Origin of the sequence: Phaeobacter sp. S60, from assembly GCF_000826845.1 — a bacterium.
Lineage (GTDB): Bacteria > Pseudomonadota > Alphaproteobacteria > Rhodobacterales > Rhodobacteraceae > Phaeobacter > Phaeobacter piscinae.
On sequence record NZ_JSWJ01000004.1, the window covers coordinates 372,953 to 392,983 of the forward strand.

Consider the following 20,031-nt stretch of genomic DNA (forward strand, 5'->3'; position numbering starts at 1 on the left):
CTTTTAATTCGCTCCGCTCCGATCACTCAATTATCGTAGCCAGCCCAACATGGAGTCCGCCCCGTGGCCAAGCAACCGATGCTCAAATTCGTGCAGATCGACCGCGACATGCCCAGCAAACGGGCCGCAGAAGACCGCAGGGAAGATTTCGACGAAATCTATGCCGAATTCGCGGCCGCAAAGGCTGAAGAACAGGCAAGCCGCTGTAGCCAATGTGGTGTGCCTTATTGCCAGTCGCATTGCCCGTTGCACAACAATATCCCGGATTGGCTGCGCCTGACCGCCACGGGTCGCCTGCACGAAGCCTATGAGACCAGCCAGGCCACCAATACCTTCCCTGAGATCTGTGGTCGGATCTGCCCGCAGGATCGCCTCTGTGAAGGCAACTGTGTGATCGAGCAGTCGGGTCATGGCACGGTCACCATCGGTGCGGTTGAGAAATATATCACCGATACAGCCTGGGATCAGGGCTGGGTGCAGCCAATCCAACCGGCGCATGAGCGTGGCGAATCTGTTGGTATCATTGGCGCAGGCCCGGGCGGTCTGGCCGCGGCGGACATGCTGCGTCGCGCTGGCGTGAAGGTCACCATCTATGATCGGTATGACCGCGCCGGTGGTCTGCTGACCTACGGCATCCCCGGCTTCAAGCTGGAGAAAGACGTGGTGATGCGCCGCAATCAGCTGCTGGCGGATGGCGGTGTTGAGTTTGTGATGAACTGCAATGTCGGTCAGGATATTTCCTTTGATGATATCCGCGCCAAACATGATGCGGTGATCATCGCCACCGGCGTCTACAAATCCCGCGATCTGGAAATGCCCGGTTCCGGTGCCACTGGCATCGTGAAGGCGATCGACTTCCTGACCGTGTCCAACAAGGCGTCGAACTTCGGCGACAGCATCGAAGAGTTCGACAACGGCACACTGAATGCCGAAGGCAAACGCGTTGTCGTCATTGGCGGTGGTGACACCGCGATGGACTGCGTGCGAACCTCTATCCGCCAGGGCGCAACCTCGGTGAAATGTCTCTATCGCCGTGACCGCGCCAATATGCCGGGTTCGCAGCGCGAAACCCAGAACGCCGAGGAAGAAGGCGTGGTGTTTGAATGGCTATCGGCGCCCAAAGGTTTCACCGATGACGGCGGCAAGGTCGCAGGTGTGATGGTGCAGAAAATGCGCCTGGGTCAGCCCGATGCCTCTGGCCGTCAGGCCCCCGAGGTGATCGAAGGTGCCGACTATATCGAACCCGCGGATCTGGTGATCAAGGCGCTCGGGTTTGAACCGGAAGCTCTGCCGACGCTCTGGGATCAGCCGGAATTGCCAGTGACCCGTTGGGGCACCGTCAAGGCGGCGTTCCAGTCCGGCGCGACCGAGCTGGATGGCGTTTATGCGGTCGGTGATATCGTTCGTGGTGCCTCCTTGGTCGTCTGGGCCATCAAGGATGGGCGCGACTGCGCCGAGGCGATCCTGAACCGTTTCAACACCGCCGCCAGCAGCATGGCCGCCGAGTAAGACAGATATTCTACCGGGCAGGTGCCGCCCCCTTGGGGCCGCCCACCGGAACGGGAGCAAGACATGACAAAATATGATGCAGAATGGGTTCGCGCCGAAGAGGCAAAGCGTCAGTGGATGGCCGAAAACGGTCTCTATGCCGAGGAGGAAGAGCATTCTTCCTGTGGTGTTGGCCTGGTTGTTTCGGTCAACGGCAAGCGCAGCCGCAAGGTGGTTGAGGCTGGCATCGATGCGCTGAAAGCGATCTGGCACCGTGGCGCGGTGGATGCGGACGGCATGACCGGTGATGGTGCCGGCATTCACGTGCAGATCCCAGCACCGTTCTTCTATGATCAGGTGCGCCGCACCGGTCATGAGCCGCGCGAAGATCAGCTGATGGCAGTGGGCCAGGTCTTCCTGCCGCGCACCGATTTTGGAGCGCAGGAACGCTGCCGGACCATCGTCGAAAGCGAAGTTCTGCGGATGGGCTATTACATCTATGGCTGGCGTCATGTGCCGGTGGATGTGACTTGTCTCGGCGAAAAAGCCAACGCAACCCGCCCGGAAATTGAGCAGATCCTGATCTCCAATTCCAAAGGTGTGGACGAGGAAACCTTTGAACGCGAGCTTTACGTGATCCGCCGCCGGATTGAGAAAGCCGCCGCCGCCGCGCAGGTCGGGCAGCTCTATGTGGCCTCACTGTCCTGCCGGTCGATCATCTACAAGGGCATGATGCTGGCTGAACAGGTTGCCGTTTTCTACCCCGACCTGATGGATGAGCGGTTTGAGAGCGCCTTTGCGATCTATCACCAGCGTTATTCGACCAATACCTTCCCGCAGTGGTGGCTGGCGCAGCCGTTCCGCATGCTGGCCCACAACGGCGAGATCAACACGCTGAAGGGCAACATGAACTGGATGAAGAGCCATGAGATCCGCATGGCCTCATCGACCTTTGGGGACTACGCCGAGGACATCAAACCGATCGTGGCCAGTGGTTCGTCGGATTCGGCGGCGCTGGACTCAGTGTTTGAGGTTCTGGTGCGGGCCGGGCGCTCTGCGCCGATGGCGAAGACCATGATGGTGCCTGAAAGCTGGTCGAAACAGGCGGTTGAGCTGCCGCAGGCCTGGCGTGACATGTATTCCTACTGCAATTCCGTTATGGAACCTTGGGATGGCCCCGCCGCGCTGGCGATGACCGATGGTCGCTGGGTCTGTGCTGGTCTGGACCGCAATGGCCTGCGCCCGATGCGCTATGTCGTGACCGGGGACGGGCTGGTGATTGCCGGGTCCGAGGCAGGCATGGTGCCGATTGACGAGGCCACCGTGGTCGAGAAAGGTGCGCTTGGCCCCGGCCAGATGCTGGCTGTCGACATGAAAAAGGGCAAGTTGTTCCACGACACCGCGATCAAGAACAAACTGGCCGCCGCGCTCCCATTTGGTGACTGGGTGAAGAAGATCAACGATCTGGACAGCACGCTGGCCACCGCTACCGAAAAGCCGCTGTTCACCGGTGATGCGCTGCGTCGTCGCCAAATTGCCGCGGGCTACACCGTCGAAGAGCTGGAGCAGATCCTCGCGCCGATGGCTGAGGATGGCAAGGAAACGCTGGCCTCCATGGGCGATGATACGCCTTCTGCGGTGCTGTCGAAAATGTACCGCCCGCTGAGCCATTTTTTCCGTCAGAACTTCTCTCAGGTGACCAATCCGCCCATCGACTCCTTGCGCGAATATCGCGTGATGTCGCTGAAAACCCGCTTTGGTAACCTCAAGAACGTGCTGGATGAGGACAGTTCCCAGACCGAAATCATCGTGCTGGAAAGTCCCTTTGTCGGCAATTCCCAGTGGGATGAGCTGGTCCAGAACCTGAACGCGCCGCTGGCTGAAATCGACTGTAGCTTTGCGCCTGGTCAGGGATCGCTCAACGCGGCCCTTGCCCGGATCCGCGCCGAGGCGGAAGAGGCTGTCAGCTCCGGTGCCGGCCATATTGTTCTGACCGATCAGCATTCGGGTGAGGGCCGGGTGGCGATGCCGATGATCTTGGCAACCTCTGCCGTGCATTCGCATCTGACCCGCAAGGGGCTGCGCACCTTCTGCTCGCTCAATGTGCGCTCTGCGGAATGCATCGACCCGCATTACTTTGCGGTGCTGATCGGCTGCGGCGCCACTGTGGTCAACGCCTATCTGGCCGAGGATTCGCTGGCCGATCGCATTGAGCGTGGCCTGCTGGACGGCAGCCTGACCGAGAACGTCGCGCGCTACCGCGAGGCCATCGACCAGGGCCTTCTGAAGATCATGGCGAAGATGGGGATCTCGGTGATTTCCTCCTATCGCGGCGGCCTGAACTTTGAGGCGGTGGGCCTCAGCCGCGCCATGTGCGCCGAATTCTTCCCTGGCATGACCAGCCGGATTTCGGGCATTGGCGTAACCGGCATCCAGACCAAGCTGGAAGAGATCCACGCCACCGCCTGGCAGAGCGGTCAGGATGTTCTGCCCATCGGCGGCTTCTACAAGGCCCGCAAATCCGGTGAGACCCATGCGTGGGAAGCGACCTCCATGCATATGATGCAGATGGCCTGCAACCGCGCCTCGTTTGAGCTGTGGAAGCAGTATTCGGCCAAGATGCAGTCGAACCCACCGATCCATCTGCGCGATCTGCTGCAGATCAAACCCATGGGTGAGGCCGTTCCGATTGAGGAAGTTGAATCAATCACTTCGATCCGCAAGCGGTTCGTAACACCGGGCATGTCCCTCGGCGCGCTGTCGCCTGAGGCGCACAAGACCCTGAACGTGGCGATGAACCGGATCGGTGCCAAGTCCGACTCGGGCGAGGGTGGTGAAGATCCGGCGCATTTCGTGCCGGAGCCGAACGGCGACAACCCCTCTGCCAAGATCAAGCAGGTGGCGTCGGGTCGCTTTGGTGTGACTGCGGAATATCTGAACCAGTGTGAAGAGCTGGAGATCAAGGTGGCCCAGGGCGCCAAGCCCGGTGAGGGCGGCCAGCTGCCGGGGATGAAGGTCACCGACCTCATTGCCCGCCTGCGCCACTCCACCAAAGGTGTGACGCTGATCTCGCCGCCGCCGCACCACGATATCTACTCGATCGAGGATCTGGCGCAGCTGATCTATGACCTGAAGCAGATCAACCCGCGCTGTAAGGTGACGGTGAAACTGGTGGCGTCTTCGGGTGTTGGCACGATTGCCGCCGGTGTTGCCAAGGCAAAGGCCGACATCATCCTGATTTCAGGTCACAACGGCGGCACTGGCGCCTCGCCTGCGACCTCCATCAAATATGCCGGTCTGCCGTGGGAGATGGGCCTCACGGAGGCGCATCAGGTTCTGGCGATGAACAACCTGCGTGACCGTGTCACCCTGCGCACCGATGGTGGTCTGCGCACGGGCCGCGATATCGTGATGGCCGCGATGATGGGCGCTGAGGAATACGGCATCGGCACCGCAGCGCTGATCGCCATGGGCTGCATCATGGTCCGCCAGTGCCAGTCCAACACTTGCCCGGTGGGCGTCTGTACCCAGGATGAAGCCCTGCGCGGTAAGTTCACCGGCAATGCCGATAAGGTTGTGAACCTCATCACTTTCTATGCACAGGAAGTCCGCGAGATCCTTGCCTCCATCGGTGCCCGTTCTCTGGACGAGGTGATCGGTCGGGCGGATCTTCTGGCCCAGGTGTCCCGTGGCTCTGCGCACCTGGATGATCTGGACCTGAACCCGCTGCTGATCACCGTCGATGGCTCTGCCAATATCGTCTACAACCGTGACAAGGACCGCAATGCGGTGCCCGATACGCTGGACAAGGAAATTGTGCGCGATGCCGCGCGTTTCCTTCAGGATGGTGAGAAGATGCAGCTGTCCTATGCGGTGCAGAACACGCATCGGACCGTTGGTACCCGCACTTCCAGCCACATTGTTCGCAACTTCGGGATGCGCAATACGCTCCAGTCCGATCACCTGACGGTGAAGTTGCAGGGCTCCGCTGGTCAGTCGCTCGGTGCCTTTGCCGCACCGGGTCTGAAGCTGGAAGTGTCAGGTGATGCCAATGACTATGTTGGTAAGGGTCTGTCCGGCGGTACCATCGTCGTGCGCCCGCCGATGGCGTCGCCGCTCAATGCGAGTGAAAACACCATTGTCGGCAATACCGTGCTTTATGGTGCGACGGATGGCTATCTGTTTGCTGCGGGCCGTGCCGGTGAACGCTTTGCCGTCCGTAATTCCGGTGCGAGCGTGGTGGTTGAGGGCTGTGGCGCCTGTGGCTGTGAATACATGACCGGCGGTATCGCGGTGATCCTTGGTTCTATCGGTGCCAACTTCGGCGCGGGTATGACCGGCGGTATGGCCTATATCTATGATCCAGAGGGCAAGTCCGAGACGCTGATGAACATGGAGTCGCTGGTGACCTGTCCGGTGACTGTCGCCCATTGGGAAAATCAGCTGAAAGGTCTGGTCGAACGCCATCTGGAGGAGACCGGCAGCCGCAAGGCCGCTGAAATCCTGCAGCATTGGGACAATGAGAAGAGCAATTTCCTGCAAATCTGCCCGAAGGAAATGCTGAACAAACTGCCGCAGCCTCTGACGCTTGAGGCGACAGCCGTTCCGGCGGAATAGGCCCCGCCACCTCCTCTGCATGTGCCTTGGATGGGCTCCGACCGCTGCTGCGGCCGGGGCCTTTTCACATCTGGAGGCTGTTGCTGGGCAATCTCTTGCGGGCGAAAGGATTTCCCGGTTGGAGCAAGCCTGATCTCTGCCGTATAGAGACCTTATGGCGAAGGCAGCAAAATCATCCGGGGCAAGAAAATCCTCGACCAAGGGCAAACCCCGCAGCAAGGCAACTGCCAAGGGCAAGGTCCGCGCAAAGCTCTCTCCCCGTCGCCTGTTGCGGCGCTGGTTGGGGCGGGCTGCCTTGGGTTTTCTGGTTGTGACGCTGCTGCCGATCCTTTTGTTTTCGGTAATCAACCCGCCAACCACCCATACAATCTGGTCCGAATATCGCCGCCTTGGGGACATTGATCGTGAGTGGGTGCCGATCGAACATATCGCACCGGCGCTGGGGCGGTCGGTTGTCGCGGCAGAGGATGCCCGTTTCTGCCAACATTGGGGCTTGGATGCGCAGGCTATCCGCGCCGCGATTGCCGAGGGCGGCCAGCGCGGTGGGTCGACCATTTCCCAGCAGGTGGTAAAGAATGTCTTTCTCTGGCAGGGCCGCAGTTGGTTCCGCAAGGCGCTGGAAACGCTGATGACCCCGATGGTTGAGGCGGTCTGGACCAAGCGGCGTATCCTTGAGGTTTATCTGAATGTCGCGGAAATGGGCGAGGGGGTGTTTGGCGCCGAGGCTGCGGCGCGGCATTATTTCGGTGTTGGTCCGGATGAACTGAGCCGCAGGCAGGCCGCCCTTCTGGCCACCGTTTTGCCCAACCCGAAGGAGCGCTCGGCAGCAAAACCCACAGCGTTCATGCGCAAACGCGCTGCGCAGATCATGGATGGTGCGGCCACCATTCGCGCAGATGGCCGCGCCGCCTGTTTCGAGGATTGAAACTTCTGCCGCTTTTGGGCATTGCTGTCTGACCCCAGCCACCCGCAACAGGAGATCCGCTGTCCCATGGCCCGCCTCTATCATGTGCCCCTCTCCCCCTTTTGCCGCAAAGTGCGCCTGTCGCTGGCCGAAAAGCGGATCGAGGTTGAGCTGGTCGAGGAGCGTTACTGGGAACAAGAGGCGGATTTCCTGCGCCGCAACCCTGCCGCCAAAGTGCCGGTCATCCGTCTCGATGGTAAGCTGATGGCCGAAAGCGCGGCAATCTGCGAATATCTGGAAGAGACCCGCCCGGACCCGTCCCTGATGCCCAGCGATCCCGAAGGCCGTTATGAGGTGCGTCGTCTGGTCAGTTGGTTCGACGATAAATTCCACCATGAGGTCACCTCCAAACTGCTCTATGAGCGGGTCAACAAAAAGGTGACAGGACAGGGCTATCCTGACAGCGGCAACGTCAAAGCGGGCGCCCGTGCAATCAAATACCATCTGGATTATCTGGCGTGGTTGCTCGATCACCGCCGCTGGCTGGCCGGAGATCAGATGACTTTGGCAGACTTCGCGGCCGCTGCACATCTGTCGTCGCTGGATTATATTTCGGACGTCGATTGGAACCGCTCCGCTGTGGTCAAGGATTGGTACGCCAAGATCAAGTCGCGCCCGGCTTTCCGCTCAATCCTCGCCGACCAGATCCCAGGCTTCAGCCCACCTGCGCATTACGCCGACTTGGATTTTTGATACGATCTGGATGTCTGATACATGGGGGGGAGGCCATTTGCCCTCTCATCGAGAATTTCGACCTCTGTTCTCTCAAAAGTCAGCGCGCAACAACTTCTGTCAGTCTTTTCTCTGAGATTAGGCGCAGTCGCTTATACATTGGGGCTAAGCAATTGTCATTTGGCGGTAGCCCTTTGCAGCGGATCATATGCCGACGGCACCCTGCCTAGCTCAGGGATCACACACCAATATCGATACGTCTAACAAGGCCGATACCTAGCATTTTTCTCCTATGCTTCGCGCGTTGACTAATCGTTAGATAGCCAAACCTCGCTTGAACCTCTGCAATTTCTTCGGAGATTCCGACGTTGCCACCGGTGATATTGCGGGCGTGTACAGCAAGGACATTGTGCGAAGAGGTGGGTTGTCGGCACAGTTTCGCGGGCGTTGGTTGAATGGCAAGGATACCACCTGCAAGACAAATATCAGGCAGTAATTTGGTAGCGATTCTTGCTCTTTTACTGACGGCTATGGGGTGAGGCTTTGTCGGCCAGTGTCACTGAGCGACCAGGCTGACGTGCCTTCAAAGACAGCTGTGGTGAGCGGTTTGCCGTAGCCCGCCCCTGTGTCGAGGTTGATACGATTGCCGTAATGCGTGGGTGTATCGACCGGTGTATGGCCGTGGATGATTAGTTTTGGATGCTGCTCGGTATGTTTATGGAAGGGCTGGCGGATCCACACCAGATCGTTTTCGGCTTGCTTGTCCAAAGGAACGCCAGGCTTGATCCCTGCGTGGACAAAGGCGAGATCATCGGTCTGGTGCATTGCTTTCAACGCCTGAAGGAAGGTGATGTGGCGATCGGGTACGGCGGCTCTTGCTGCGGCATGGACCTCCTCCAGTCGAGTGCGTTCAGGCACAGCAACGCCATAGCTCTCCAGGGTTTCGATCCCGCCGATACGCTCATGTAGCCAGTGATAGCCAACCAGCATATGGGGATCTTGGCGCGGGATATCTTCCATGAACCATGCAAACATGCGGTCGTGATTGCCAAGGAGCGTGATCCAGCCCCGTCCTTCAGCCTGTCCACGGATCAGCAGATCAATGACACCGCGACTATCAGGGCCGCGGTCGATAAAATCCCCCAAGAACACGACCGGTGCGTCACGACCGCCGTCTGCTTCGATACGTTCCAGTGCCTGTTCCAACATCTCCAGCTGGCCGTGAATATCACCAATGGCGTAGATTGGGCTGGTCGTTGATCTGGTCATAGGGCAGGGGCTCCTCAGGGCGTCATCAACAGAGGTAAAACGGAAAATGCGCCGCCCTTATACTCGGGCGACGCATCTGCTTAAACCAAAACTGAGCTAGACATCAGCTGACATCGAACTGCAGGGGCTTGATCTGGTTGAAAAACTCGGTTTCTGCCAAAGCGGCGCGGGCAGCTGCGGGCACCGGTTCATCAACGTAGAGAAGCGCGATGGCCTCTCCGCCAGCCTCGGACCGGCCAAGGGTAAAGTTGGCGATATTGACGCCCATATCGCCCAGGATCTGCCCCAGTGTCCCAATGATACCCGGAACATCTTCGTTGGTGGTATAGAGCATATGCGCCCCGACCTCTGCATCAATGTTGATGCCTTTGATCTGGATGAAGCGTGGCTTGCCGTCGGAGAACACCGTCCCGGCCACCGAACGCTCGCGCTTGCTGGTGACCACCGTAACCTTGATATAGCCATCGAAAGTGCCGGATTTATCCTGATTGGTGGTGGAAATCTGGATCCCGCGTTCGCGGGCCACCACCGGGGCGGAGACCATGTTCACGTCCGGGTTCAGCTTCTTCATGATGCCTGCGACAACCGAGCAGTTCAGTGCGGCAAGGTTCATCTCGGAGGCAACACCGTCATATAGGATGTTGATCGCCTGAATGGGTTCATCCGTCATCTGCCCGATGAAGCCGCCGAGATGGCCGGAGAGGGCGACCCATGGGCCCATGACGCGGGCTTCCTCAGCGGTCATAGAGGGCATGTTCAGCGCATTCTCGACAGCGCCATCCAGCAAATAGTTGGACATCTGTTCTGCGACCTGCAGGGCAACATTCTCCTGCGCCTCGCTGGTGGCGGCGCCCAGATGCGGGGTGCAGACCACGTTCGGCAACCCAAACAATGGGTTGGTTTTGGCCGGTTCTTCGGAGAAGACATCAAAGGCCGCGCCGGCGACATGGCCAGAGGTCAGCAACTCTGCCAGGGCGGCCTCATCTACCAGCCCGCCACGGGCACAGTTGATGATCCGCACGCCTTTCTTGGTCTTCTCCAGGTTTTCCTTGGACAGGATATTCCGGGTCTGATCGGTCAGCGGCACATGCAGGGTGATGAAATCGGCCCGCGCGAGCAGCTCATCTAACTCGAGCTTCTCCACGCCGATCTTGTCAGCCTTCTCCTGGCTGAGGAAGGGATCGTAAGCGACGACTTTCATCTTCAACCCACGCGCGCGATCACAGACGATGCCGCCGATATTTCCAGCCCCAATTACGCCAAGGGTCTTGTTGGTCAGCTCAACCCCCATGAATTTGGATTTCTCCCATTTTCCGGCATGGGTCGAGGTGGAGGCCTCAGGGATCTGTCGCGCGACAGCAAACATCATGGCGATGGCATGCTCGGCGGTGGTGATCATATTGCCAAAAGGCGTGTTCATCACGATCACGCCCTTTTGCGAGGCAGCATCCTTGTCGATATTATCGGTGCCGATGCCGGCGCGGGCGATCACCTTGAGGTTGGTGGCGTTGTCGAGAATTTTCTGCGTGACTTTGGTCGCCGAGCGGATCGCAAGCCCGTCGTAATCGCCGATGATTGCGGCCAGCTTGTCCTTGTCTTTGCCAAGGTCGGGCTGGAAATCAACGTCGATACCGCGATCACGGAAAATCTGAACAGCGGCTTCGGACAGCTTGTCGGAAATGAGAACTTTGGGAGCCATGGGTTAGGTCCTTCATGCGGGGGCCGGTTGGGCCGAATGTCTGGAGTGACGCCGCGCTAGGCGGCAGGGTATATGGTGCCTGCCCGATGTGGTTGGTCGGGCAGACGGCGTCTTGATCAGGCCGCTGCCGATTGTGCTGCGATTTCGACCTCAAAGGCCCATTCGAGCCAGGGCAGCATGGCCTCGATATCCGAGGTCTCAACCGTGCCGCCGCACCAGATGCGCAAACCAGCCGGCGCGTCGCGATAGGCGCCGATGTCCAGAGCGATGTTCTCTGCTTCCAACCGCTTGGCGATTGCCTTGGCAAAGGCAGCGCCGTCCTGAATGCGGGGATCGGTGAACTTCAGGCAGACTGAGGTGTTTGACCGTGTCGCGACATCCATTGCCAGGTTGGCGATCCAGGGGCGGTTGGCACAAAAGTTGAAGATCGCCTGGGCATTTGCGTCCGCGCGCGCCTTCAACCCGCCCAGACCACCAACAGACCGCGCCCAGTCCAGCGCCAGCAGGTAATCCTCAACCGCCAGCATGGACGGTGTATTGATCGTCGCCCCCTTGAAGATACCGTCGATCAGCTTGCCGCCTTTGGTCAGACGGAAGATCTTCGGCAGGGGCCAGGCTGGGGTGTAGCTCTCCAGTCGCTCCACGGCGCGCGGGGACAGGATGATCATGCCATGTGCGGCCTCACCGCCCAGAACTTTCTGCCAGGAGAAGGTGGTCACATCCAGTTTGTCCCACGGCAGATCCTGCGCGAAGGCGGCAGAGGTCGCATCGCAGATGGTCAGCCCTGCACGATCTGCCGGGATCCAGTCGCCATTGGGAACCCGTACGCCGGAGGTGGTGCCGTTCCAGGTGAAAACGACGTCATTGTTGAAATCGACAGAGGCCAGATCGACCAGCTCGCCGTAGTCGGCAGTCTTCACAACCGCGTCCAGTTTCAGCTGTTTGACAACATCCGTAACCCAGCCCGCGCCAAAGCTTTCCCAAGCCAGCATCTCCGCGCCGCGTGCGCCCAGCAGGTTCCACATCGCCATCTCGACCGCACCAGTGTCCGAAGCGGGCACAATGCCGATCTTGTAGTCAGCGGGTACGCCAAGGATTTCGCGCGTGCCATCAATCGCGGCGAGCAGCTTGTCCTTACCAACGGCAGCACGGTGGCTGCGGCCCAAGGGCGCGCCTGCGAGTTTGGTCAGATCAAATGCGGGGGGTTTGGCGCAGGGGCCAGAAGAAAAACGCGGATTACCCGGCCGCGTTGCCGGTTGTTCAATAGCCATTACTGCTATCCTTCCAGATAAGCGCCTCTCGTTGGGGAGAGGTGTCCCACAGATAGGGCTAGTGGCTGAAATCCGACCCGGCAACAGGAAAAGCGACAGATAGCGGCCATTTTGGGATCATTCACGACCTGTTGTGACGCCTTTCGGAAACAGATGTATCCTAGGGCGGCAGGCTGCTGTGATGTGCGACGCTGGCAGCACAGTTCTGGCATCGGGGTGGATTCGAGGGCTTGGCGATAGCGGGCGTGCGGGCGTATGACGGGCGCAACCCCGCCCAAATGGAGCCTGCCGATGTTTGTTGCCACCCTGCTTTGCAATCCGGAAAACCCCTGCCTTGCGCCTGCGCTTGTCGACTCTCTGCGCAATGCCTGGGGTGGCGGGGACGCACAGTGGCTGGCACCCGATATTGCTGCGGAGTTCTCTTTGGAGCGGTTGCCGGACAACCAATGGGAGGTCTGGGCCGATCTGCAGGATCTTGGCGTTGATCTGGTGGTTCAGCCAAGGGAGGGGCGTCGCAAGAAGATGCTGCTGGCCGATATGGACAGCACCATGATCCAACAGGAATGTATCGACGAGCTGGCTGAGGAGGCGGGTGTTGGCCCTCGTGTTAAGGAGATCACCGCTCGTGCAATGAATGGTGAGCTGGATTTCGACGGTGCTCTTCGGGAGCGCGTGGCGCTGCTGAAAGGGTTGCCTGTCGAAGTGATTGCTCAGGTTCTGGATCGTCGCATTACCTTGATGCCTGGTGGGCCCGCGCTGCTGGCTACCATGAAGGCTGACGGGGCCTATGCGGCGCTAGTGTCCGGTGGGTTCACCGCCTTTACCTCACGGGTGGCAGAGCAGCTGGGATTCGATGAGAACCGTGCCAATACGTTGCTGGTGGCCGATGGGTTGCTCACTGGCGAGGTTGGTATGCCAATTCTAGGGCGCGCTGCCAAGGTTGAGGCGCTGGAACAGATCACCGCCCGCCTCGGGTTGAGCGAGGCGGATGTCATGGCGGTCGGTGACGGGGCCAATGATCTCGGCATGTTGGGCCGGGCAGGTGCAGGGGTTGCTTTGCACGCCAAACCACCCGTGGCCGCAGAATGTGATCTCCGCATAAACCACGGGGATCTGACTGCGCTGCTTTATCTTCAGGGGTATGCCCTGACTGATTTCAAGGGCTGATTTTATGTTCGAAGTGGGGTTTGATCTCCTGCTGCTGTTGATGGCAGCGGGGTTTGCGGCTGGGTTTATTGATGCGGTTGCGGGCGGTGGAGGGCTGATCACGGTCCCTGTATTGCTGCTGGCCGGTGCCAATCCCATTACCGCTTTGGCGACCAACAAGATTCAAGGGTTGTTCGGAGCCGCCACCGCGGCGATCAGCTATTCCCGCGGCGGTCATGTTGACCTGCGGGCGCAGGCCGGGTCGGCGCTGATCGCGGGCCTTGCCTCAATCTGCGGCGCGCTGTTGATATCCGTTCTGCCGACAACCTGGATCCGATGGATCCTGCCGTTATTGCTAATTGGGATCGCGGTATTCTTTGCCACCAAAAAGGGGCTGGATGACAGCGACCGGGCACGGCGTCTTTCGCCGACGCTGTTTGCAGTCACAATCGTGCCGCTCTGCGGGCTCTATGACGGTCTTCTGGGGCCTGGGGCTGGCAGTTTCTACATGCTTGGCTTTGTGTCGCTGGCCGGTTTCGGCATCTTGCGGGCGACCGCACATACGAAGCTGCTGAATTTTGCGTCCAACGCTGGCGCGCTTCTGGCCTTTGCCTTTGTTGCGACCCCTTGGTGGGGTGTGGGGCTGGCCATGGGTGCTGCGCAGATTGCCGGTGCCCGCGTGGGCGCGGGGATGGCGCAGAAACAGGGTGCACGGATGATCAAACCGTTGCTGGTGGTGACGTCGGTCGTACTGGCGTTGCGGCTTTTGTGGGACATGCTGTGACCCTCTGAGTTTCTAAGCAGCGCCAATGTCTTGTCCGGGTGACGGTTCGTTTTAAATTTAACCTATCTATTAATTAACTGATGTGTTAATGTAATCAACATGACACCTCTGCTCAAATCCTTTTCCGCGCTGTCTGACGGCACCCGTATGGCCATCGTTGAACAGTTGATGGAACACGGCGAATTGCCCGCTGGGGATCTTGTGCGCGGATCGGGCATCACGGCGCCGGCAGTCTCCCGGCATCTCAAGGTCCTGCGCGAGGCGGGGCTGGTTGCGCAGCGTGCCGATGGAACGCGCCGCTTGTATTCTGCGCGACCTGAGGGGCTGAAGCTGATCGCGGACTGGACCATGTCGCGCCAGTCGTTCTGGCAAAACAGCCTTGACCGGCTGGAGGCGGCGTTAAGGGAGGAAATAGAATGACAGATCTGCGATTGGAGCGCGATTTCTCCGTGTCACCGGAGCGCCTGTTTGCCTGGATCAGCGACACCGAAAAGCTGCTGCAATGGTGGGGGCCAGAGGGGATGACCGTGCCCGAATACACACTGAATTTTCATCAGGAGGGGCCGTGGTCCACGGTCATGACCAATGCGGATGGGGATCGCTACCATGTATCCGGCGTGGTTACCCATGTCCGGCCGCCGCAATCGATCGGGTTTACCTGGGGGTGGCACGATGAGACCGGCGCGCGGGGACACGAAAGCCATGTGACCCTGACCGTTGAGGCTGTCGCGACCGGCGCCCGCCTCGTCATCGACCATCGCGATCTGGATAGTTCCGAACAGGCCGCAGGTCATCAAAAAGGCTGGGAATCAACCCTGCGCAAACTGGCGTCCAAGATCCAGTAGGTCTGGCAGCTGCAGGCAGCTGCGAGTGATTTTAACGAAGACCCAAACGGGAGAGGAGTACCCAATGCCACAGTTCATTTTTGCGTATCACGGCGGCAAGACACCGGACACACCTGAGGAGGGCGCCAAGGTTATGGACGCTTGGAAAAGCTGGATGGGGGAAATGGGCGATGCGCTTGTCGTGCCGGGCAATCCTGTCGGCATGTCCAAGACGGTTCAGCATTCTGGGGTCGAGGATAATGGCGGTGCCAATCCGCTTTCCGGCTATTCTGTGGTCGAGGCGGTCGATATCGACGCCGCCTGCAAAATGGCAAATGGTTGCCCGATGGTCGCCAGCGGCGACGGCTCAGTCGAGGTGGCCGAAATCATCGAAATGTAAGGACAGACTATTGTCTTGAGCATCGCCCCGGGCGCCATGTGGCTGCCGGGGCGATTTGCATTCAGAACATCATTTCGGCGGATGGTCGGATGGATCCGCAGTCGATACCGCGACGATTGATCAGCGGGGCATTCCGATACTTCAGCGTTGCTGGATGATCCGCATCCAGAACACCCAGCCCCACCAGGATGCTTGCAATGGCGCATTCGCTGGCGCGGGTGGCTCCATCCGTGATCTTGAGCGCAACGCCCAGTTTCTGTTCCGGCAGGATGGCGATGAACACCGCTTCGGCCCCGGTTTTGATGGCGACCTTGCCACCCATAGCACGCATCAGATTGGTGCAGGCACGGGTTTCGCCCGCCACCAGCTCGGGATGGGCCATCATCGCGCTCACCAACTGCTGTGCAGCGTCAGCGTCGCGGTCCGAGCGGTCAGACGCGGCGGCGAACCAGGCCATCGCGCGGGCCAAACCCTTTACGGAGGTTGCGAAATTCGGGGCCGAGCATCCGTCGATACCGTAGCCGGGGCTAACCTCTTCCGTCACCTGTTCAAAGGCGCTGCGGCAGGCCTGCTGTACCGGGTGATCAATCTCGACATACTCCGGTCCGGCGCCCAGATGCTGCGACAGCGTCAAGAAACCCGCGTGTTTGCCGGAGCAGTTGTTATGTACCTGGCAGGGGCTTGTGTCTGTTTTGATCAGCGCATTGCGGGCAGGAATATCGTCGGGCAGTTGCGGGCCGCAGCGAAAATCATGATCGGTCATGGAGAGCTGATCCAGCCAGGCGTTGACGCGGCCTGTGTGGATCTCGGCCCCATTGTGGGAGGCGCAGGCCAGGGCCAGCTGTTCAGACGTCAGCCCGTATTTTGCAGCCGCACCCGATGTGATCAGCGGCAAGGCCTGGATCATCTTGGCCGAGCTGCGGGGGTAAATCACCGCATCAGGATCGCCCCAGCTGCGCACAATCTCGCCCTTGGCGTTACAGACCACGGCATGGCCCAGGTGGAGGCTTTCCAGGAGCGGACCGCGCCATACTTCGGTCATTGGTACGGGGTTGGTCATCACAAAACGCCTTTCCTGTTGGCAATTTCCCGCCAAAACGGGCTTTCACACGTGGCGATAGTTACGATAGTGTGTATGAGTACACAAGCGAGGGGATCGGGACCAGACGGCGAAGGCAACGCCGCATGTCCTCTGGCTTATTTGAGGTAAAGACAGTCTTGGAGTTGGGACAAATGACATCAAAACTCGTCCGCTGCATCGCGGGCCTGTGTCTGGCCGCAATGGCCACCAGCGCATCCGCACAGCAGGCAGAATCTGACAATCGCGTTGCGAGCAATGTCGACTGGAGCGTGTTCCAAGGCGAAAGCCCCAAGGAATGCTGGGGTGTCTCTGCGCCCAAGGAAACCGTGAACACCCGCGACGGGCGGGTCAAAGCGGTGCGCCGCGGCAAAATCCAGTTGTTTGTTTTCTATCGGCCCGAAACCGGCGACAAGGGGCAGGTGACCTTTACCGGCGGATATCCTTTTGCTCCGGGATCGACTGTGAACCTTGCTGTGGGCGACACAGAGTTTGAATTGTTTACCGAAGGCGAATGGGCCTGGCCTGCCACCGCTGCGGATGACGCGAAGATCATCACCGCCATGAAGCGGGGCGCCAAGGCTGTGCTGACGGCGCGATCTGCCCGCGGCACGCAGACGAAAGATACCTTCTCGCTTCTGGGCTTTACCGCCGCGGTCGAAGACGCAGAAAAGCGCTGTAACTGAGGGCATCCGGTCATCGTTCCGGTGCCTCCATCAAACGCTTAGAAACCCCGGCCTTCGCCCGGGGTTTTGTGTTTGCACCACCAGAATGTCACTTCGGTTAGGCGACGACAAAAGGACAGTCACATCATGAGAAAGTACCTGCTTTCCGCCCTTCTTGCTCTGCCGCTGCCCGCCCTTGCGGATCCCGCAATGGAATGCAGTGACACCGGTTCTCAGATTGAGTTGCGCGACTGCTTGAAGGGTGACCAGATTCGCGCGAACGCCGCTCTGTCGCAGGCGCTTGGCTATGCCCGTGAGGCGGCCGCCGATCTGGACGACACGACAGGGCGCCAAAGTGCTGGCCCGGCGTTGGAGGCGGCGCAACAGTCGTGGGAGGCGTTTCGCGATGCGCATTGCGACTTTGTTGGCGCGACCTTCGGCGGAGGTTCCGGTACCGGTATCGCCATTCTGTCCTGCCGTATCAGCCTGACACGGGGGCGGGTTGAGGCGCTGATGGACCACGCAGGATAGCGGGCGGAAAAGGTCAATCTGCAGGATTCCTTTTGATCTTTGTTGAGAATCCTATATAGAGCCGCATCCACCCAAACAGACCGAGTCTTTTTGCCATGACCGCCAATGCGCCGATCACCCAAGACGTCCTGACCCTGCCCCGCAAACTGCCAGAGGGCGGCAAGATCAATCTTGTGGGCCTAACCCGCGACCAGTTGCGCGACACACTGATTGCGCATGGCACGCCGGAAAAGCAGGCCAAAATGCGGGTGGGGCAGATCTGGCAGTGGATCTATCAATGGGGCAAACGCGACTTTGCCGAGATGACCAACCTTGCCAAAGCGTATCGCGCGGAACTGGATGAGCATTTCGAGATTGCGATCCCAGAGGTGGTGAGCAAGCAGGTCTCGACCGATGGCACGCGCAAATATCTGGTGCGGATTGCTGGCGGTCACGAGGTGGAGGTTGTCTATATCCCGGAAGAAGGGCGCGGGACGCTCTGCATTTCCTCGCAAGTGGGCTGCACCCTGACCTGTTCCTTCTGCCACACCGGCACGCAGAAGCTGGTCCGCAACCTGACGTCCGCTGAAATCGTTGGCCAGATCATGATGGCGCGTGACGATCTGGACGAATGGCCTGTGCCCGGCGCGCCCAAGGATGAGACACGTCTGTTGTCGAACATCGTGCTGATGGGCATGGGTGAGCCACTCTATAATTTTGAAAACGTACGCGATGCGATGAAGATTGCGATGGACCCTGAAGGGATCAGCCTGTCGCGCCGTCGCATTACCCTCTCGACCTCAGGCGTGGTGCCGGAAATTGCCCGCACAGCTGAAGAAATCGGCTGCCTGCTGGCAGTCTCCTTCCATGCCACAACTGATGAGGTGCGCGACAAGCTGGTGCCGATTAACAAACGTTGGAACATCGAGGCACTTCTGGAGGCGCTGCGCGCGTACCCCCGTCTGACCAATTCTGAGCGGATCACCTTTGAGTATGTGATGCTGAATGGTGTGAACGATAGCGATGAAGACGCCCACCGCCTGGTCGAATTGATCGAGGGGATTCCGGCGAAGGTGAACCTTATCCCATTCAATGAATGGCCCGGCTCACCCTATACGCGGTCATCAAACAACCGCATCCATGCGTTCGCGAACATCATTTATCAGGCCGGCTATGCCTCGCCGATCCGTACCCCGCGTGGTGAAGACATTCTGGCGGCCTGTGGCCAGTTGAAATCCGCCACTGAGCGTGCGCGTAAGAGCCGTAAACAGATTGAGGCCGAGGCGGGACTCAACCCCTGACCTCGACCTCCAGGCAGGTCCCCGGCTGCCTCAACTGAATATGAAATCCGATCCCGTCAGGGGGTCGGAGTAATTGGTCAGCTCCAGCTCAAACCAATTGGAATAGGAGATGGTGGTGGTGCCGTTGTCTTCTGAGATGTCCAGCTGTTCCAAACTGGTCAACCAAACACCCGACAGATCAATCACATCAGCGCCCCGGCCGAAATCGGTGATCCGGTTGGTGTCGAAGGCATCAGACTGATCAAAAACAAATGTATCCGCACCGGTACCACCGGTCAGGGTATCACTGCCGTCACCACCCACCAGGGTGTCGCGCCCAACTCCACCCAGCAGGTGATCGTTGCCGGATCCGCCGTGCAGCATGTCGTGTCCGCGATTGCCGTAGAGGACATCATTGTCGCTACCACCGGAATAGGCGTCGCCCGTGGTGCCGCCGATCAGAAGATCGGCGCCATTGCCCCCGAATAGGCGATCCTCCCCCAAGCCACCAATCATCGTGTCGCGCCCATCCGCGCCACGTAGTGTGTCATCTGCTTCGCGGCCCTGTACGTGGTCATGGCCGCCCTTGGCATTAATGGTGGTGTTTTGGTCGGTGCCGATCACCGTTTCGGAAGCATTCGTGCTGCGAATGATGATCGGGTCGCTTCCGCCGCCCAAAATTTCCCAACTCGCAAAGCTATCGGAACTGCCATAGAGATGCTGCATTGCCTGAACATCGAATGTCCCCAAGTCGGTCACATAGGCAGGGCTATGATTGTAGGTCATTACGGTGTTCGCGGGCGTATCCGCGTGGTGATCCAATGTCAGACCACCGTCATGAGAGTGTTGCAGCCCGAGAGCATGACCTATTTCATGCAACACCGTGACATAGCCATAAGTGCCTTTTGTCATGACATCCGTATCAACGGTCAGGTCACCCCTGCCGGTGAAGCCATTTCCGGACATTGCGATATTGGCCCAGCCACCAGCACTGCTGCCGGTTGTGCCAAACGCATTGATCATGCCCCGTTCGTCGACTTCTATGAACCGGACACCTGAGATCTCTTCGTAGAGAGAAAGCCCTTCGCGAAAAATATCGCGCTGGTCCTCGTCAAATGACCAGTACTCCGTCGCGCCATAAGGATCACTGACTGCAGGATCTGCAAGGCTGCCGGTCTCTGTGAAACTATATGTGATGATTGCCTGCGTCCCGAGGTCTGCAGGGGCGTTCCAGCGAAAATGATCACCATCAAGATAGTATAGCAGCGCTGAATAATCCGAGACTCTTGGCATGTGACCACTCCACATTGGGTTGCCGTCAATCTCGTCAATGAATGTGGCGCCGATACGCCCAAGATTGGGAC

The 20,031-nt window shown here is 59.2% G+C and carries 17 protein-coding genes; 12 read left to right on the forward strand and 5 right to left on the reverse strand.

All coding sequences use genetic code 11. From position 1 onward, the window contains the following. Nucleotides 1–63: 63 nt before the first annotated feature. From OO25_RS06750 to OO25_RS06765, 4 genes are all read left to right on the forward strand, one after another. The gene (locus tag OO25_RS06750; protein ID WP_040179080.1) at nt 64–1,509 is read left to right on the forward strand and encodes an NAD(P)-dependent oxidoreductase; all 1,446 of its coding nucleotides are present in this window, start codon (nt 64–66) and stop codon (nt 1,507–1,509) included. Between the two features lie 63 nt (nt 1,510–1,572). Next, nucleotides 1,573–6,105, forward strand: a complete 4,533-nt coding sequence (gene gltB, locus OO25_RS06755; RefSeq protein ID WP_040179082.1) for a glutamate synthase large subunit — start codon at nt 1,573–1,575, stop codon at nt 6,103–6,105. A gap of 154 nt (nt 6,106–6,259) precedes the next feature. Continuing rightward, entirely contained in the window at nt 6,260–7,030 is a 771-nt protein-coding gene (gene mtgA / locus OO25_RS06760; RefSeq protein ID WP_040179085.1) for a monofunctional biosynthetic peptidoglycan transglycosylase, read from the forward strand. 66 nt (nt 7,031–7,096) lie between these two features. Further along, nucleotides 7,097–7,762, forward strand: a complete 666-nt coding sequence (locus OO25_RS06765) for a glutathione S-transferase family protein (protein ID WP_040174976.1) — start codon at nt 7,097–7,099, stop codon at nt 7,760–7,762. 507 nt (nt 7,763–8,269) lie between these two features. Here OO25_RS06765 and OO25_RS06770 read toward each other — a convergent pair. From OO25_RS06770 to OO25_RS06780, 3 genes are all read right to left on the reverse strand, one after another. After that, nucleotides 8,270–9,010 carry a metallophosphoesterase family protein gene (locus tag OO25_RS06770; protein WP_040179087.1) on the reverse strand — a complete coding sequence of 247 codons (741 nt, stop codon included), beginning with the start codon at nt 9,008–9,010 and terminating at the stop codon, nt 8,270–8,272. A gap of 103 nt (nt 9,011–9,113) precedes the next feature. Beyond that, nucleotides 9,114–10,709 (reverse strand): phosphoglycerate dehydrogenase, encoded by a 1,596-nt coding sequence (gene serA, locus OO25_RS06775; RefSeq protein WP_040179090.1) that lies wholly within the window; start codon nt 10,707–10,709, stop codon nt 9,114–9,116. Between the two features lie 116 nt (nt 10,710–10,825). Then, complete coding sequence (locus tag OO25_RS06780) at nt 10,826–11,980, reverse strand: phosphoserine transaminase (RefSeq protein WP_040179092.1); 1,155 nt, start codon at nt 11,978–11,980, stop codon at nt 10,826–10,828. A gap of 291 nt (nt 11,981–12,271) precedes the next feature. Here OO25_RS06780 and serB point away from each other — a divergent pair, with 291 nt between their 5' ends. The 5 genes from serB to OO25_RS06805 all read left to right on the forward strand — a co-directional run bounded on the left by serB (nt 12,272) and on the right by OO25_RS06805 (nt 15,134). Beyond that, nucleotides 12,272–13,147, forward strand: coding sequence for a phosphoserine phosphatase SerB (serB, locus tag OO25_RS06785; RefSeq protein WP_040175298.1), 876 nt, complete (start codon nt 12,272–12,274; stop codon nt 13,145–13,147). A gap of 4 nt (nt 13,148–13,151) precedes the next feature. Then, entirely contained in the window at nt 13,152–13,910 is a 759-nt protein-coding gene (locus OO25_RS06790) for a TSUP family transporter (protein ID WP_040174970.1), read from the forward strand. A 99-nt stretch (nt 13,911–14,009) separates the two neighbouring features. Continuing rightward, nucleotides 14,010–14,330, forward strand: coding sequence for a helix-turn-helix transcriptional regulator (locus tag OO25_RS06795; RefSeq protein WP_040174967.1), 321 nt, complete (start codon nt 14,010–14,012; stop codon nt 14,328–14,330). Beyond that, nucleotides 14,327–14,755, forward strand: coding sequence for an SRPBCC domain-containing protein (locus OO25_RS06800; RefSeq protein WP_040174966.1), 429 nt, complete (start codon nt 14,327–14,329; stop codon nt 14,753–14,755). The genes OO25_RS06795 and OO25_RS06800 overlap by 4 nt, the downstream gene beginning before the upstream one ends. 64 nt (nt 14,756–14,819) lie before the next feature. After that, on the forward strand, nt 14,820–15,134 hold the full coding sequence (locus OO25_RS06805; protein ID WP_040174963.1) for a YciI family protein: 315 nt from the start codon (nt 14,820–14,822) through the stop codon (nt 15,132–15,134). 61 nt (nt 15,135–15,195) lie between these two features. Here OO25_RS06805 and OO25_RS06810 read toward each other — a convergent pair whose 3' ends face one another. Next, nucleotides 15,196–16,194 (reverse strand): asparaginase, encoded by a 999-nt coding sequence (locus OO25_RS06810; RefSeq protein WP_040179094.1) that lies wholly within the window; start codon nt 16,192–16,194, stop codon nt 15,196–15,198. 173 nt (nt 16,195–16,367) lie between these two features. Here OO25_RS06810 and OO25_RS06815 point away from each other — a divergent pair, with 173 nt between their 5' ends. The 3 genes from OO25_RS06815 (at nt 16,368) to rlmN (ending at nt 18,688) form a co-directional block, all read left to right on the forward strand. Next, a complete protein-coding gene (locus OO25_RS06815; RefSeq protein WP_096707789.1) occupies nt 16,368–16,898 on the forward strand; it encodes an invasion associated locus B family protein in 531 nt (176 codons plus the stop codon). A gap of 126 nt (nt 16,899–17,024) precedes the next feature. Further along, entirely contained in the window at nt 17,025–17,408 is a 384-nt protein-coding gene (locus tag OO25_RS06820; protein ID WP_040179096.1) for a lysozyme inhibitor LprI family protein, read from the forward strand. 95 nt (nt 17,409–17,503) lie between these two features. Then, nucleotides 17,504–18,688 carry a 23S rRNA (adenine(2503)-C(2))-methyltransferase RlmN gene (gene rlmN / locus OO25_RS06825; RefSeq protein ID WP_040174953.1) on the forward strand — a complete coding sequence of 395 codons (1,185 nt, stop codon included), beginning with the start codon at nt 17,504–17,506 and terminating at the stop codon, nt 18,686–18,688. A gap of 30 nt (nt 18,689–18,718) precedes the next feature. Here the strand turns inward: rlmN and OO25_RS06830 are convergent, their stop codons facing one another. Further along, the gene (locus tag OO25_RS06830) at nt 18,719–19,960 is read right to left on the reverse strand and encodes a M12 family metallopeptidase (RefSeq protein WP_040179098.1); all 1,242 of its coding nucleotides are present in this window, start codon (nt 19,958–19,960) and stop codon (nt 18,719–18,721) included. Nucleotides 19,961–20,031 lie beyond the last annotated feature (71 nt).

Bases quoted from the DNA above. Each gene is read 5' to 3' on its own strand.
- OO25_RS06800 (WP_040174966.1), top strand. From the start codon at position 14,327: ATGACAGATCTGCGATTGGAGCGCGATTTCTCCGTGTCACCGGAGCGC.
- OO25_RS06790 (WP_040174970.1), top strand. From the start codon at position 13,152: ATGTTCGAAGTGGGGTTTGATCTCCTGCTGCTGTTGATGGCAGCGGGG.
- OO25_RS06830 (WP_040179098.1), bottom strand. From the start codon at position 19,960: ATGCCAAGAGTCTCGGATTATTCAGCGCTGCTATACTATCTTGATGGT.
- OO25_RS06810 (WP_040179094.1), bottom strand. From the start codon at position 16,194: ATGACCAACCCCGTACCAATGACCGAAGTATGGCGCGGTCCGCTCCTG.
- OO25_RS06820 (WP_040179096.1), top strand. From the start codon at position 17,025: ATGAGAAAGTACCTGCTTTCCGCCCTTCTTGCTCTGCCGCTGCCCGCC.
- serB (WP_040175298.1), top strand. From the start codon at position 12,272: ATGTTTGTTGCCACCCTGCTTTGCAATCCGGAAAACCCCTGCCTTGCG.
- OO25_RS06795 (WP_040174967.1), top strand. From the start codon at position 14,010: ATGACACCTCTGCTCAAATCCTTTTCCGCGCTGTCTGACGGCACCCGT.
- mtgA (WP_040179085.1), top strand. From the start codon at position 6,260: ATGGCGAAGGCAGCAAAATCATCCGGGGCAAGAAAATCCTCGACCAAG.
- gltB (WP_040179082.1), top strand. From the start codon at position 1,573: ATGACAAAATATGATGCAGAATGGGTTCGCGCCGAAGAGGCAAAGCGT.
- OO25_RS06770 (WP_040179087.1), bottom strand. From the start codon at position 9,010: ATGACCAGATCAACGACCAGCCCAATCTACGCCATTGGTGATATTCAC.
- OO25_RS06815 (WP_096707789.1), top strand. From the start codon at position 16,368: ATGACATCAAAACTCGTCCGCTGCATCGCGGGCCTGTGTCTGGCCGCA.
- OO25_RS06805 (WP_040174963.1), top strand. From the start codon at position 14,820: ATGCCACAGTTCATTTTTGCGTATCACGGCGGCAAGACACCGGACACA.
- serA (WP_040179090.1), bottom strand. From the start codon at position 10,709: ATGGCTCCCAAAGTTCTCATTTCCGACAAGCTGTCCGAAGCCGCTGTT.
- OO25_RS06780 (WP_040179092.1), bottom strand. From the start codon at position 11,980: ATGGCTATTGAACAACCGGCAACGCGGCCGGGTAATCCGCGTTTTTCT.
- OO25_RS06765 (WP_040174976.1), top strand. From the start codon at position 7,097: ATGGCCCGCCTCTATCATGTGCCCCTCTCCCCCTTTTGCCGCAAAGTG.
- rlmN (WP_040174953.1), top strand. From the start codon at position 17,504: ATGACCGCCAATGCGCCGATCACCCAAGACGTCCTGACCCTGCCCCGC.